Source organism: Agromyces hippuratus (assembly GCF_013410355.1).
Classification (GTDB): domain Bacteria; phylum Actinomycetota; class Actinomycetes; order Actinomycetales; family Microbacteriaceae; genus Agromyces; species Agromyces hippuratus.
Genome location: NZ_JACCFI010000001.1, coordinates 1,490,663 through 1,503,402, shown reverse-complemented (window position 1 = coordinate 1,503,402; position 12,740 = coordinate 1,490,663). Strand labels below are relative to the sequence as shown.

The following is a 12,740-nucleotide window of genomic DNA, read 5'->3' as shown; positions in this document are numbered from 1 at the left end:
CCCGATCGCTGGAAGAATGGATGCATCAGCGGCCGTGCCGTGCCGTGTTGACGTGCGAAGGAGCGAGCCATGACCCGCGCCCTGTTCATCATCGACGTGCAGAACGACTTCACCGAGGGCGGGGCCCTCGGCGTCGAGGGCGGAGCCGCGGTCGCCGCCGGCGTCACGCGCCTGCTGCAGCAGCACCGGGGCGACTACGAGCTCGTCGCGGCATCCCGTGACTGGCACTCGGGCGAGCACGACAACGGCGGCCATTTCGCGACCGACGCCGAGCCCGACTTCGTCGACAGCTGGCCGCCGCATTGCGTCGAGGGCACCCCCGGTGCCGAGTACCACCCCGACTTCGACACCACGGCCGTCGACGTGCACATCCGAAAGGGGCAGGGCGTGCCCGCGTACTCGATCTTCGAGGGCACGGATGACGCGGGCGCGAGCGTGAGCGACGTGCTCGCCGCTCGGGGCATCACCGAGATCGACGTCGTCGGCATCGCCACCGACTACTGCGTGCGGGCGAGCGTGCTCGACGCGGTCGAGCACGGCCAGCACGTGCGGGTCTTCACCGACCTCGTCGCCGGCGTCGCCGCCGAGTCGTCGGCGGCCGCGCTCGCCGAGCTCGGGCACGCCGGGGTCGTCATCGCCGAGTCGACGGTGCTCGACGAGGCCGCCTCGTGAGGCAGGCCGGCCCCGCGAACACTCCGACCCTCTACGCGGAAGCCCCCGACGGGGTGCTCATCGGGTACCGCGTGCATGCGGTCGAGCCCGTCGAGCCGGTCGACGGCAGCGGCGTTCCGGAGGCCGCGCTGCCGCCCGTCCTCCTCGTGCACGGCTTCGCCTCCGATGCCGCGATCACGTGGGAGGGCACCGGCTGGGTTCGCGCCCTCGAAGACGCCGGGCGCACGACCATCACGCTCGACCTCCGCGGCCATGGCGCGAGCGACAAGCCCGTGGACGCCGACTCGTACGCACCGGAGCTGCTCGGGACCGACCTCATCGCCGTGCTCGACTCCGCCGGTGTCGACGTCGTCGACGTCGTCGCCTATTCGATGGGCAACCGCGTGGTCTCGGCGTTCGCGACGAGCGCCCCGGAGCGGGTGCGCCGGGTCGTGGTGGGCGGCGCCGGGCCGGACGAGCTCTTCGCCACGTGGGCGATCGACGACGCGAGGGCCGTGCTGCTCCGCGACGAGGCGCCGCGCGATCCGGTGATCGAGCAGGTGCTGCGCCCCGCGATCACGGCCGGCGCCGACCGCGAGGCACTGCTCGCCGTGATCGAGGGCGTCTCCGGCTCACCGCTGGCGATCCCCGGCGGCATCCCGGTGCTGTTCGTCGCCGGCGAGAACGATCCCGTGCCCGCCGGCGCGCAGGAGCTCGCCCGCGAGTGGGGCGCCGACTTCGTCTCGGTGCCCGGTCGCGACCACGTCTCGACGCTCACGTCACGGGGGTTCAAGTCCGCGGCGCTCGCCTTCCTCGCCGAGGGCTGACCAGGGCTGACGAGGGCCGACCGCGGGGCATGCGGCGACGATGCGCCGTTCGCCCCACGGTCGGAAGCCGATGATCGTCAGATCGCCGCCTGCTTGGGCGCGAGCGGCGTCGGTTCCATCGGCTGGTCGTTCGCGGTGAGGTCGATGCCGTAGTCGCGCGCGTAGACCACGCGCGTCGCGATGTCGACGTCCTCACCTGACTGGGTGAGCTCGAACACCCGGCCGCCGCGCATGCGGTTGCGCTCAGCGCCGGGCAGGCCGTAGGCGCCGAAGCCGGTGCCCGGCGCGTAGCCGAGCAGCACGCCGTAGTAGTTGCCCACGTAGTCGTTGACGTGGTCGTGACCGACGAAGACGCCCTTGACGTCGCCGCGCTCGAGGATCGCGTTGTACATGCCCGAGTTGATGGGACCGGGGCACTCGTCCTCGTTGCGCTCGCCGACGATGCCGTGACGGGTGCGTCCACGCGCGGCATCCGCTGCGGTGCGGGTGTCGACGCCGCCCCACCACATGAAGCGGTGCTCCCAGAGCGCGATGTGGATGAACATGAGGCCGGGCACCTTGCGCTTGAACTTCTTCTCGAGGCGCTGCGACTCCTCGCGGTACCACGACACCTGGTCCATGCGCAGCCAGTCCCACGCGGGGTAACCGGCGAAGTCCTGCCCGTCGATGGTGCCGGGCGCGTACCGGCCGGAGTCGAGGAGCCAGAGGCTGAAGGCCGTGTCGTTGCCGCGGCCGGCTGTGCGGATCGGCACGATCGTGTTGCCGGTTCCCGTCACGCCGGCGATGTTCTCGGCGTTCATGTTGAAGTCGTAGCTGCGGTAGAAGTCGAGCATCATCGCCTCGTCGACCCCCGACTGCGGCAGCGAATCCTCGTCGTGGTTGCCGTAGGTGACGGCCCACGGGATGCCGCGGCTCTCCATCGGCCAGACGACGTTGTTGATCGCCTGCTTGACGGCGAGGCGGGTCTCGCAGCCGCCGGTGATGACGTCGCCGTTGATGAGCACGAAGTCGGGCGTCTCGGCGTCGAGGGTCTTCTCGATGAGCTCGACGGTGCGACGGTCGGTCAGCTCGTCGTCCTGCGTGTCGTTGAACTGCACGACCTTGAACGTGCCGTCGGCGCGGAAGCGCAGCTTCGGCGCCTTGGCGCGCGGGCTGCCGGTTGCGCCGCGTTCGGCGTCGCCGGTCTCGGCATGTGCTGCGGTCGGGAGCGCCGCGGCGCCGAGCACGCCGAGACCTCCTGCGGTGAGGATGGTCCGGCGGCTGATGGGCGACTTCTCGGTCATCGGTCGTTCTCCTGTTCGTCGGTGGCGGCGCGGCAGGGGCGCCGCGGCCGACGTTAGAGATGGCGGATGACCCGCGGGCGTCGGGAAGGTGAACGGAGCGGGATGCCGCGCCATCGGGCGGCGCGATTCGAAGGGCCGGTCGAATGGGTGCAGGGGGCGGAGTATCGGCAAGAATGGGTCGCATGGCAGATTCGACCGCAGATCCGACCCCGAAGGTCGGCGCTGTTCGTCGGACCCGGTCGCCGGCCGGAACCGTGCGCCTCGCCGAGGTCGCCGCGTTGGCCGGCGTCAGCGAAGCCACCGTGAGCCGGGTCCTCAACCGCAAGTACGGGGTCTCGGCGAGCACCCGCGAGCAGGTGGAGCGAGCCCTGGCCGAGATCGGCTACGAACGCCCGGTCAAGGGCGAGATCGTGCTGCTCCTCGTCCCGGCGCTCAAAGACGCGATCTTCGCCGCGATGTGCACCGCCGTCGAGAGCGAGTTGAGCCCGCATGGGCTGCGCGCCGTGGTCTGCCCCGTCGTGCCGGGTTCGGTCGTCGAACGCGACTACATCGAGGTCATGCTCGACGCGGGCATCGCGGCTGCGGTGTTCCTCTCATCGAGCAACACCCTGCGCAACGCGGACCCCGTCGCCCGGGAGATGCTCGAGGCACGGGGCATCCCGTACATGAGCGTGAACGGCGCGTTCGCGAACTCGCGCACGCCCGTCGTGTCCACCGACGACTGGCAGGCAGCCGAGATCGCGGTGTCGCACCTGTACGACCTCGGCCATCGGCGCATCGGGATGTGCGCGGGGCCGGTCGGCAACACGCCCGCCGACCGGCGCGTCGAGGGGTTCCTCGAGGCGATGGACGCACGGGGGCTGAGCGACGCCGAAGACCTGGTGGTGCGCCACCACTTCAGCGTCGACGGCGGGCGCCACGCCGCCGACGAACTCCTCCCGCTCGGAGTCACGGCGATCGTGGCGTCGAGCGACGACATGGCGCTCGGCGCCATCAGGGCGGCCACCAGGCGCGGACTCGAGGTGCCGAAGGACCTCTCGGTCATCGGCTACAACGACTCCTACCTGTTGGACTTCACCGATCCACCCCTCACGACGGTGCGCCAGCCCGTCGAGAGCCTGGCCGAGAGCTGCGCGCGAACGCTCGTCACCATGATCCAGAATCGTGCGGTGCAGGCGACCGAGGCGCTCATCGACCCTGAGCTGAGGCTGCGGCAGTCGACCGGGCCCGTGCCGGTCTGATTCCCCGCCCGCCATCGGGCCCGAGGCGGATCGTGCGTCGCTCGCCCGGCGCGACCCGGTGGGCATCGCCGAACGACGCCTCGCCGAGGTGCGGGTCGTGGAAGCGGTCGTCGCGAGCCACGAACGGCACCCAGTCGAGGTCGCGCGAGGTGCCGTTCTCGAGCCACAGCTCGTGGCCGAGGTGGATGCCGATGCTGATGGCGCCGCCCCCGAATGGGATGTCATGCGCGGCGAGGCGGGCGATGCCTCGGGGGAGCGCGGGCCGGGTGGTCACCGTCCGCGTGGGCGCGTCGGGCTCGAGGCCGAGGAAGCCGGCGACGATCTGCGCGACGAGCGTGAAGGACACCTCGGGGTAGTCGCCGTTCGGGCCCTGCGCGGCGACCTCGTGCGGTGCGTCGCGTGCGTCGTAGACGGTGCGCATCCACTCGAAAGCGGTGTCGGGGCGGCCGTGGCGGAGGAACAGCTCGGGCAGGTAGCTGAGCGCCTCGACGTTGCGCGGCCGGGTCTCGAGGGCACGACTCGCGCGATCGATGCGGTCGAGCACGGCGCTGCGGGCCGGGTGATCCCCATCGACGAGGCCCTTCATCGGCGGGAACCACGTCGCCTCCTTCATCCATTCCCGCAGCGGGAGACCGTCGGCGTCCCGCGCCGACACGAGCCGGCCCGTCGCTCCGTCGGCTGCGCCCCAATCGGCGGCGAACACGGCGGCCAGTCGGTCGGCTGCGGAGGCGAACCGGTCGGATGCCTCGTCCTCCCCGAGGGCCGACTCGAGACGCGCGGCGTGGCGGTTCGCCGCGTATTGCGCCGCGAAGGCGTCGCCCGCCTCGAGCAGCGGCCCGGCGGGCCGCTCGTTGTAGCTCGCGGCACCGTCGAAGATGCCGGGGCCGTCGGCTTCCGCCACGCCGTTCGGGAAGCTCCGATCGTGGGCCGCGACGAAGTCGGTCATGGTGCGTCGCCAGAACCTCTGATGCTCGAGGAGTGACCGGTCGCCCGTCCAGCGGTAGAGGACGTGCACGAGTTCGACGAGCTCGAAGACGGCGGGCAGCTCGCGCACGAAGCGGTCGGGCCCGCGGTAGTCGATGGCGAGCGGGGTGACCCGGTCGAAGTTCAGCGCCCACACCGGCCAACCGCCGTGCTCGGGCGTCGCGGAGCGGACGAAGCTCTCGAGCATCGCGGCATTGTGCCGCGCCAGCCCGAGCAGCTGCGCACCGACCGCCTGATGCGCGAAGTCCCGCAGGTAGTAGCCGCTCCGGAACAGGTAGCCGGCGTGATAGCTCGCGCGGTACTCGCCGGTGCGGTACGGACCGGGGTCCGCCTCGGAGACGTCGAGCGGCCCGCGCCGGCCGTCGCCCACCACGAAGCGGGAGGCGGTGCGAGCGGCCCAGTCGAACATCTCGGCGAGCGTCGCGTCGTCGGTCTCGATGCGGATGGCGGTCATTGCGCGACCAGCTCGATCAGTCCGGCCTCCTGCGGGCGGAGGATCGGCATCGGCAGGCCGACCTCGGCGAGGACGGTGCCCGGCCAGATGCCCGATTCGGTCCACCAGTCGGGCTGGCGCCGCGTCGTCGTCGGGTCGACGGATGCCTCGGGTCGGACCCGCGTCACGCGGTAGGCGGCTTCGGGGTCGATCCCGGTGAGCCGCAGCGCAGGTCCGGGCAGGTGGGTGGGGGAGTCGATCGTCGCGATGGTGGCGATCGCGTGCGCGCGATCGGCCGAGACGACGGTCTGGGCGAAGATCGACGGGTCGCTCTCGAGACGGTGCAACCTGCCGCGTTCGATGAGCGGGCGCAGGCGCACGAACTCGGAGATCCATCCGGTGAGTGCAGCGCGCTCGTCGGCGGTCGCCTCACGCAGGTCCCACTCGATGCCGAAACTGCCGATCATCGCCGTGATGGCGCGGAAGTCGATCGAACTGGTGCGGCCGGTGACATGGGCGGTCGCGGCGCCCACGTGCGCGCCCAGCAGCTCGGGCGGCATCAGCAGGCTCGTCCAGCGCTGGATGCGCTGGCGCTCGAGCGGGTCGTTCGAGTCGCTCGTCCAGAACCGGTCGGTGCGTTCGGCGATGCCGAGGTCGATGCGGCCGCCACCGGCCGAGCACGATTCGATCTCGAGCCACGGGCACGCCGCGCGGATCTCGTCGATGAGGGTGTAGACGGCCTGCGTCTGGCGATGGACGGCCGCTCGGCCGGTCACGCGATCGACGGGTTCGACGAGGTCGCGATTGTGGTCCCACTTGACGTAGTCGATGCGATGCTCGGAAACGAGCTCCACGATGCGGTCGCGCAGGTATGCGCGCGCGTCGGGGTGGCCGACGTTGAGCACGAGCTGCTGCCTGGCGAGCGGCGCGTCCCGGTGCTGCGGTGCGAGGATCCACTCGGGGTGGGCGCGGGCGAGCTCGGAATCGGGGTTGACCATCTCGGGTTCGAACCAGATGCCGAACTGCATGCCGTGTTCGCGGACGCGATCGACGAGCGGTGCGAGACCGTGCGGCCACACCTCGGGGTCGACGGTCCAGTCGCCGAGCCCGGCGCGGTCGTGTCGGCGGCCGAGGAACCAGCCGTCGTCGAGCACGAATCGCTCCACGCCGACGTCGGCGGCGAGCGCGGCGAGCTCGGTGAGCGGTTCGAGCGTGTGGTCGAAGTACACCGCCTCCCAGGTGTTCAGGGTCACTGGCCGGCCGACGGCGGGATGCGTCGGTCGGGCGCGCAGCGCGTCGTGAATGCGAGCGGATGCATCGTCGAGGCCATCGCCGTATGCGGCGTACAGCCAGGGCATCTCGTACTCCTCACCGGGATCGAGCTCGACCTCGCCGGGTTGCAGGAGCTCTCCGCCGCCGAGCGCGGTGAGCCCGCCGTTCGTGCGGTGCGCCCACAGGCGTTGGTTACCCGACCAGCCGAGGTGCACCGCCCAGACCTCGCCCCGACCGAAGTCGAAGCCGTCGGTACCGGCGACGAGCAACGTCGTCGCGTCCGGTCCGGGGCGTCCGCGGCGCTGCTCCCGCAGGTGGGTGCCGTCGGTGATCGTCGTGCGCTGCGGGCGGCGTTCGCCGTTGTGCCGGCCCGAGAAGTCGAGTAGTTCCGCCGTGCGGCCGGGCACGGGGAGCGCGAGGTCGAGCCCGTCGAGCCGGTACCGCTCCTCACCGTCGTTGCGGACGGCGGCGTGCACGCGCAGGAGGCCGGAGCGGAGCAGCTCGAACTCCAAGCGGACGGCGAGCCGATTCGCGGCATCCGTCGCGGTGGAGACGAGTCGCTGCGCGACTGTCGCCGAATCGACCCGTTCGAACTCGGTGAGCACGGCGTCGAAGTCGGGGAAGCCGGCGCGGCCGTCGCGATCGCCGGTGAGGCCGGGCGGACCCATCCAGGCCTGCTTCGGTTCGGGCAGCACTCCGACCGCGAGCGGGTGATCCGGTTCGCTCGTCACACGGGTTCCGTGCACATGCTCGGCGACGCGGGCGAGGGCGCTCGCGTCGAGGGATCCGAGGTCGCGTCCCCAATGGCAGATCACCGGCAGGGTGGTGCCGGATGCCTCGATGACGACGCTCACGCCTCCCGCGCGCAGATGGAACACCGTGTGGGCCATGTTTGCCTCCGTTGCAAGTTTGCAGACTCCTGCTGCATATATACGAGCAATATGTTACTGTCGCCGAGTCGCCGATGACGCGACTCACCGAGAAAGGACTGCGAACAATGAGGTTCACGTTGAACAAGCGATCACGCGGGGTGGCGGTCACAGCAACCGCCATCGCTGCAGTTGCGGCACTCGTCGGATGCTCGGCGCCATCGGCCGACGACAGCGCAACCGATGGCGAGGTGGCGGGCAAGATCACGATCTGGACGTGGGATGCTCCGGGTGACGGGCTCAAGGCGGCGATTCCCGCCTTCCAGGAACTCCATCCCGATGTCGAGATCGATGTGCAGGATGTCGGCAACCCGGCGATCTGGGAGAAGATCACGACCGGCATGGCCGCGGGAGGCTCCGGCCTGCCCGACGTGCTGAACATCGGCATCGACTACATGGGCAACTACGTCGAGAAGTTCCCCGGCGAGCTCGTGGACCTGCGCGACTTCGGCGCAGACGAGCTCGCCGACGAGTTCCCGTCGGGGGCGTGGAAGAGCGGGTCCGGCGCCGACGGAGCCGTCTACGGCATCCCGTACGAGGTCAACGCGACCGGCTTCTTCTATCGGACCGACATCTTCGAGCAGGCCGGCGTCGACATCGACTCGATCGAGACGTGGGACCAGCTTCTCGAGGCGGGCGTCACGATCAAGGAGAAGACCGGCGTCAACCTCTACAACCAGGACAAGGCGGCGTCTGCGGCCGATTCCGCCGGACTCTGGCAGCTCCTCACTGCACTGCAGGGCTCGTTCTACTTCGATGAGCAGGGCGAGATCACGATGAACAGCGAGGCGGGCGTGCACTCCCTCGAACTCATCAAGAAGGCGAACGACCTCGGCATCGTCGGCGACGAACAGGGCAGCTGGGACACGCTGCTCGCCTCGCTCCGTGGCGAGACCGACGTCGCGATCATGCCGTCGGGCGGCTGGATGGCCGGCGTCATGGAGAACGAGGCGCCGGACATGGCCGGAAACTGGGGTGTTCGCCTCCCACCGGCCGTCGAGCCCGGTGGCATCACTGCGGCGGTGAACGGCGGAACCTACCTCTCGATTCCGACCGAGAGCAAGAACCAGCGCACGGCGTGGGAGTTCGTGAACTTCGCGCTCGGCACGCTCGAGGGCCAGGAGGTCGTCTACGACGGCGGAGGCATGTTCCCCGGCTACAAGCCGATGCTCGAATCCGAGGGCTTCGCCGAACCGAGCGAGTACTTCAACGGGCAGTCGCCGAACGCGATCTTCATCGCCGAGCTGGCGCAGGACACCCCCGTCGTCAACTACACGAGCGACTACGCACGGGCGCTGAAGGCCCTCACCGACGCGCAGACGCGCGTGCTGCTCTCGGGGGCCGACCCCGAGGAAGCGCTGAATGAGGCCGCCGAACAGGTGGCGCAGCAGACGAACCGCAAGCTCGCGTCCGACTGACCGGCCGGGTGCGTCGGCGCGACCCGCCGGCGCACCCCCTGACGAAGCGATCCAACGTGAATGCACTCCTCGAGACCGTTGACGCGCGGCCGGCCACCGACCGTCGTCGTCCACCGTCCCGCCGCCGCCGTTCCTCGATCGGCCACCCCCGGCTCACGCCGTACCTGTTCCTGCTGCCCACGATCCTGTTGTTCCTGGCCTTCAAGCTCTATCCGTACCTCTCCGCCTTCTGGGTCAGCCTGACGCAGAACGTCGGCGGGGTCACCGCCTTCGTCGGCCTCGACAACTACATCCGCCTCGCGCAGGACCCCCTGTTCTACACCGCGCTCGGCAACACGGTCCTCATCCTCGTCGTGCAGGTGCCGCTCATGCTCGCTCTCGGCATCGTGCTGTCGGTCGCGTTCAATTCGATGCTGCTCAAATGGCGTGCGTTCTGGCGCACCACCTATTTCGTTCCGATCGTCATGGGCCTCGTCGCCTACGGCATCCTCTTCCGGGCGCTGTTCGACTCGGGAGACGGCATCGTCAACGAGATGCTCGGCGCGGTCGGCATCGGTCCGATCCCATGGCTCGTCGACCCGTTCTGGGCGAAGATCTCGATCGTGCTCGCGATGACCTGGCACTACACGGGTCAGAACGCGATCATCTACCTCGCGCAGCTCCAGTCGATCCCGGGTGAGCTCTACGAAGCCGCCCAGGTCGACGGCGCCAACGGGTGGCAGCGGTTCTGGAACATCACGATGCCCGGGCTGCGACCCGCGCTGCTGCTCACCGTGATCCTCTCGACGATCGGCACGCTCCAGCTCTTCGACGAGCCGTACGTGCTGACCAACGGCGGCCCCGACAACGCGACGCTGACGATCGGCATGTACCTCTACCAGAACGGGTTCCGGTACTTCGACTTCGGGTACGCCTCGGCGATCGGGTATGCGCTCACGCTCATCATCGCCGTGATCTCGCTCATCCAGTTCCGCCTCTTCAAGGAGAAGACCCGATGACCGACGCACTGGTCGGAGTCCGCGGCCGACGCACCAGGTCACTCGTGCTGACGACGGTGATCGCCGCGGGAAGCGTCGTGATGATCCTGCCGTTCTACTGGCTCCTCATCGCGACGACGTATCCCTCGAGCGAGATCTTCGCCTCGCCGCCGAACCTGCTGCCCGGCCCCGCGTTCTTCGACAACCTCTCGGGCCTGTTGACCGAGACCCTGTTCGGCCGGGCGATCGGCAATTCGGTGCTCATCGCTTCCGTGTACACCGTGCTCGGCCTGGTCGTCTGCACCGCAGCCGGCTACGCGTTCGCGAAGTTCGAGTTCCGCGGGCGCGGCGTGCTTTTCGGCGCGGTATTGGTCACGCTCGCGCTGCCCTCGCAGGTGACGCTCGTGCCGTTGTTCCAGATCATGGTGACCCTCGGCTGGCTCGACACCTATCAGGCCCTGATCCTGCCGAGTCTCGCGATGCCGTTCGGCATCTTCCTGATGCGCCAGACGATGCTGGCCGTGCCCGACGAGCTGCTGCAGGCCGCCCGGGTCGACGGTGCGGGGGAGTTCCGGGTGTTCAGCCGCATCGTGCTGCCCACGGTGCGGCCCGCGATCGCGGCCCTCGCGATCTTCCTGTTCCTCGGCCAGTGGAACGAGTTCGTCTACCCGCTCGTCGTGCTGCGCACTCCCGAGTCGTTCACCATCCCCGTCTCGCTCGCCTCGCTGCAGGGCATCGGCACCACGGACTACGGCCAGCTGATGACGGGCACGCTCCTGTCGGTGCTGCCGATCCTGGTGCTGTTCCTGTTCCTGCAGCGCCATTTCGTCGCCGGCATCCTCGCCGGCGCAGTCAAGCAATAGGAGTTCTGCACGTGCTACTTGAAGACCACCACCTCTCGCTCATCGAGTGGACCGAGCTCCCCAGGGGCATCCGCCTCGGCACCGGGGGCGCGGTGCGGGTGTCCGGGCAGGGTGAGGACGGCGGACTCGTGAGGATCCGCCTCGCGATGCAGGGCGAGGGTCAGGTCGTGCTCGAGCTGCCGCTCGGCGATGCCGCCGGGTACTGGAACCCGGGGCTCTCGGGCGGCCGCGGCCTCCCGGCCGACTGGGCTGGGCGCGACGCCTTCAGCGCGGTGCGGTCCGCCCCGATCGGAGCGCTCTACGATGCCGACGGCAGCAGCAGGCTCGCCTTCGGCTTCGACTGCCTCGTGCACGAGGGCGAGCTGCAGTTCGGCGTCTCGGAGGAGGAGAAGACCTTCGTCGTGCGCCTGCCGATCGAGGGGCGCCTGGCCGAACTCGAGTCCGGACTCGACCTCGTGGTCGTGGGCGAGGCGATGCCGTATGCGCGTGCGGTGCGCGCGGTCTCGGAGGCGGTGCGCGCCGATCTGCCGGTCCGGCCGCCGTCGACGGCATCGCGAGAGCCGGTGTACTCGACCTGGTACGCCCACTCGCAGCGCATCTCCGAGCAGGTGATCGAGGCCGACGTCGCGGTCGCAGCGGAACTCGGTTGCCGCTCGGTCTTCATCGACGACGGCTGGCAGCGCTTCGGCGACGGCCGGTGGTACGCGGGTTGCGGCGACTGGGTGCCGGACGAGGCGAAGTTCCCCGACCTCGCCGCATTCTCGGGTCGGCTCCACGCGCGCGGACTCGACGTCGTGCTCTGGATCGCGCCGCTCCTGCTCGGCGAGCAGAGCGAGGCGTTCGCGCGCCTGCGCGGTTTCGCCAGGCACTACTCCGACGGCCTTCGAGCGTGGGTGCTCGACCCGAGGCACCCCGAGGTGCGAGCGCACCTCGTCGAGACGTGCGCGCGGCTCGTGCGCGACTACGACCTCGACGGGCTCAAGATCGATTTCCTGAACAACGCCATGGTCTACGCGGGCGAGCCGTCGACCGGCGACCTCGCCGACGTGGGCGAGGCGATGACGGTGCTGCTCCGCGGCGTCGCCGACGTCGTCGATCTCGAGCGTCCGGGTGCCCTGATCGAGTTCCGCCAGCCGTACGTGTCACCGGCTGTCGCGTCGTACGCCGATGTCGTGCGTGCCGACGACTGCCCGGCCGACGCGGTCCAGAACCGCCGGTCGATCCTCGACCTGCGCCTGCTCGCGAACGGGCAGATCGTGCACGCCGACCCCATCATGTGGGATCCGACGGCGTCGCCCGATGCCGCGGTGCGGCAGCTGTTCGGCGCGTTCTTCGGCGTGCCCCAGATCTCGATGCCGCTGGCGTCGCTCCCGGCGTCGCACCGTGCCGAGGTCGCCGCGGTGCTCCGGGTGTGGCGCGAGCTGCGCGACGTGCTGCTCGACGGCGAGATCACCGCCGGCCTGCCGATCGACGGGTATCCGACGGCGGCCGCCCGGCTCGGCGACACGCTCTTCGTCGCGGCCTACGGGGCCAGCGTCGTCGACCTCGCGCTCGAGGGGGTGCGCCGACTCGTCGTGCTGAACGCGTCGGGGGCAGGGCAGCTCGCCTACCGGAGCAGCGCGTCGGCGCCGGTGACGGCGGGGCTCACGGTCCTCACGGGCGAGGCGCTCGGCGCGGCGTCGATCTCCGTCGACCTGACGGCGCACGGATTCCTGCCGGTGCCGCCGTGGTCGATCGCGGAGCTCGCGATCGACTGAGGTCGATTCCGGGCATGCGGGTCCGGGCGGCGCACGCCGCACGCCCTGGACACGCGAACGCCGCCCGGCACCCGGAGATCCCGGGCGCCGGGCGGCGTCGTCGCG

The 12,740-nt window shown here is 70.1% G+C and carries 10 protein-coding genes; 7 read left to right on the top strand and 3 right to left on the bottom strand.

The annotated features are described in order from the left end of the window. The first annotated feature begins 69 nt into the window (after nucleotides 1-69). Together BJY17_RS07010 and BJY17_RS07005 are read left to right on the top strand one after the other, a co-directional pair. Nucleotides 70-672, top strand: coding sequence for an isochorismatase family protein (locus tag BJY17_RS07010; RefSeq protein ID WP_179550728.1), 603 nt, complete (start codon nucleotides 70-72; stop codon nucleotides 670-672). After that, a complete protein-coding gene (locus BJY17_RS07005; protein ID WP_322789770.1) occupies nucleotides 669-1,478 on the top strand; it encodes an alpha/beta fold hydrolase in 810 nt (269 codons plus the stop codon). Before BJY17_RS07010 ends, BJY17_RS07005 begins: the two co-directional genes overlap by 4 nt. A gap of 77 nt (nucleotides 1,479-1,555) precedes the next feature. Here BJY17_RS07005 and BJY17_RS07000 read toward each other — a convergent pair whose 3' ends face one another. Next, the gene (locus BJY17_RS07000; RefSeq protein ID WP_179550727.1) at nucleotides 1,556-2,761 is read right to left on the bottom strand and encodes a metallophosphoesterase family protein; all 1,206 of its coding nucleotides are present in this window, start codon (nucleotides 2,759-2,761) and stop codon (nucleotides 1,556-1,558) included. 182 nt (nucleotides 2,762-2,943) lie between these two features. Here BJY17_RS07000 and BJY17_RS06995 point away from each other — a divergent pair, with 182 nt between their 5' ends. Beyond that, on the top strand, nucleotides 2,944-4,002 hold the full coding sequence (locus BJY17_RS06995; protein WP_179550726.1) for a LacI family DNA-binding transcriptional regulator: 1,059 nt from the start codon (nucleotides 2,944-2,946) through the stop codon (nucleotides 4,000-4,002). Here BJY17_RS06995 and BJY17_RS06990 read toward each other — a convergent pair. Continuing rightward, nucleotides 3,950-5,440 carry a glucosidase family protein gene (locus tag BJY17_RS06990; RefSeq protein WP_179550725.1) on the bottom strand — a complete coding sequence of 497 codons (1,491 nt, stop codon included), beginning with the start codon at nucleotides 5,438-5,440 and terminating at the stop codon, nucleotides 3,950-3,952. The genes BJY17_RS06995 and BJY17_RS06990 overlap by 53 nt on opposite strands. Then, nucleotides 5,437-7,581: an alpha-galactosidase gene (locus tag BJY17_RS06985; RefSeq protein WP_179550724.1), complete on the bottom strand. Its 2,145-nt coding sequence runs from the start codon at nucleotides 7,579-7,581 to the stop codon at nucleotides 5,437-5,439. The genes BJY17_RS06990 and BJY17_RS06985 overlap by 4 nt, the downstream gene beginning before the upstream one ends. A 140-nt stretch (nucleotides 7,582-7,721) precedes the next feature. Here BJY17_RS06985 and BJY17_RS06980 point away from each other — a divergent pair, with 140 nt between their 5' ends. From BJY17_RS06980 to BJY17_RS06965, 4 genes are read left to right on the top strand one after another with little or no spacing between them, the layout of a single operon-like run. Then, nucleotides 7,722-9,038, top strand: a complete 1,317-nt coding sequence (locus tag BJY17_RS06980; protein WP_179550723.1) for an ABC transporter substrate-binding protein — start codon at nucleotides 7,722-7,724, stop codon at nucleotides 9,036-9,038. A 56-nt stretch (nucleotides 9,039-9,094) separates the two neighbouring features. Next, nucleotides 9,095-10,036 carry a carbohydrate ABC transporter permease gene (locus BJY17_RS18465; RefSeq protein ID WP_218889860.1) on the top strand — a complete coding sequence of 314 codons (942 nt, stop codon included), beginning with the start codon at nucleotides 9,095-9,097 and terminating at the stop codon, nucleotides 10,034-10,036. Further along, the gene (locus BJY17_RS06970) at nucleotides 10,033-10,878 is read left to right on the top strand and encodes a carbohydrate ABC transporter permease (RefSeq protein ID WP_179550722.1); all 846 of its coding nucleotides are present in this window, start codon (nucleotides 10,033-10,035) and stop codon (nucleotides 10,876-10,878) included. The genes BJY17_RS18465 and BJY17_RS06970 overlap by 4 nt, the downstream gene beginning before the upstream one ends. A gap of 11 nt (nucleotides 10,879-10,889) precedes the next feature. After that, nucleotides 10,890-12,635 (top strand): glycoside hydrolase family 36 protein, encoded by a 1,746-nt coding sequence (locus tag BJY17_RS06965; protein WP_179550721.1) that lies wholly within the window; start codon nucleotides 10,890-10,892, stop codon nucleotides 12,633-12,635. The last annotated feature ends 105 nt before the right edge of the window (nucleotides 12,636-12,740 follow it).

Excerpts from the sequence above, each read along its gene's own strand:
- BJY17_RS06995 (WP_179550726.1), top strand. The coding sequence starts at position 2,944 with ATGGCAGATTCGACCGCAGATCCGACCCCGAAGGTCGGCGCTGTTCGT.
- BJY17_RS07010 (WP_179550728.1), top strand. The coding sequence starts at position 70 with ATGACCCGCGCCCTGTTCATCATCGACGTGCAGAACGACTTCACCGAG.
- BJY17_RS06985 (WP_179550724.1), bottom strand. The coding sequence starts at position 7,581 with ATGGCCCACACGGTGTTCCATCTGCGCGCGGGAGGCGTGAGCGTCGTC.
- BJY17_RS06990 (WP_179550725.1), bottom strand. The coding sequence starts at position 5,440 with ATGACCGCCATCCGCATCGAGACCGACGACGCGACGCTCGCCGAGATG.
- BJY17_RS07000 (WP_179550727.1), bottom strand. The coding sequence starts at position 2,761 with ATGACCGAGAAGTCGCCCATCAGCCGCCGGACCATCCTCACCGCAGGA.
- BJY17_RS06970 (WP_179550722.1), top strand. The coding sequence starts at position 10,033 with ATGACCGACGCACTGGTCGGAGTCCGCGGCCGACGCACCAGGTCACTC.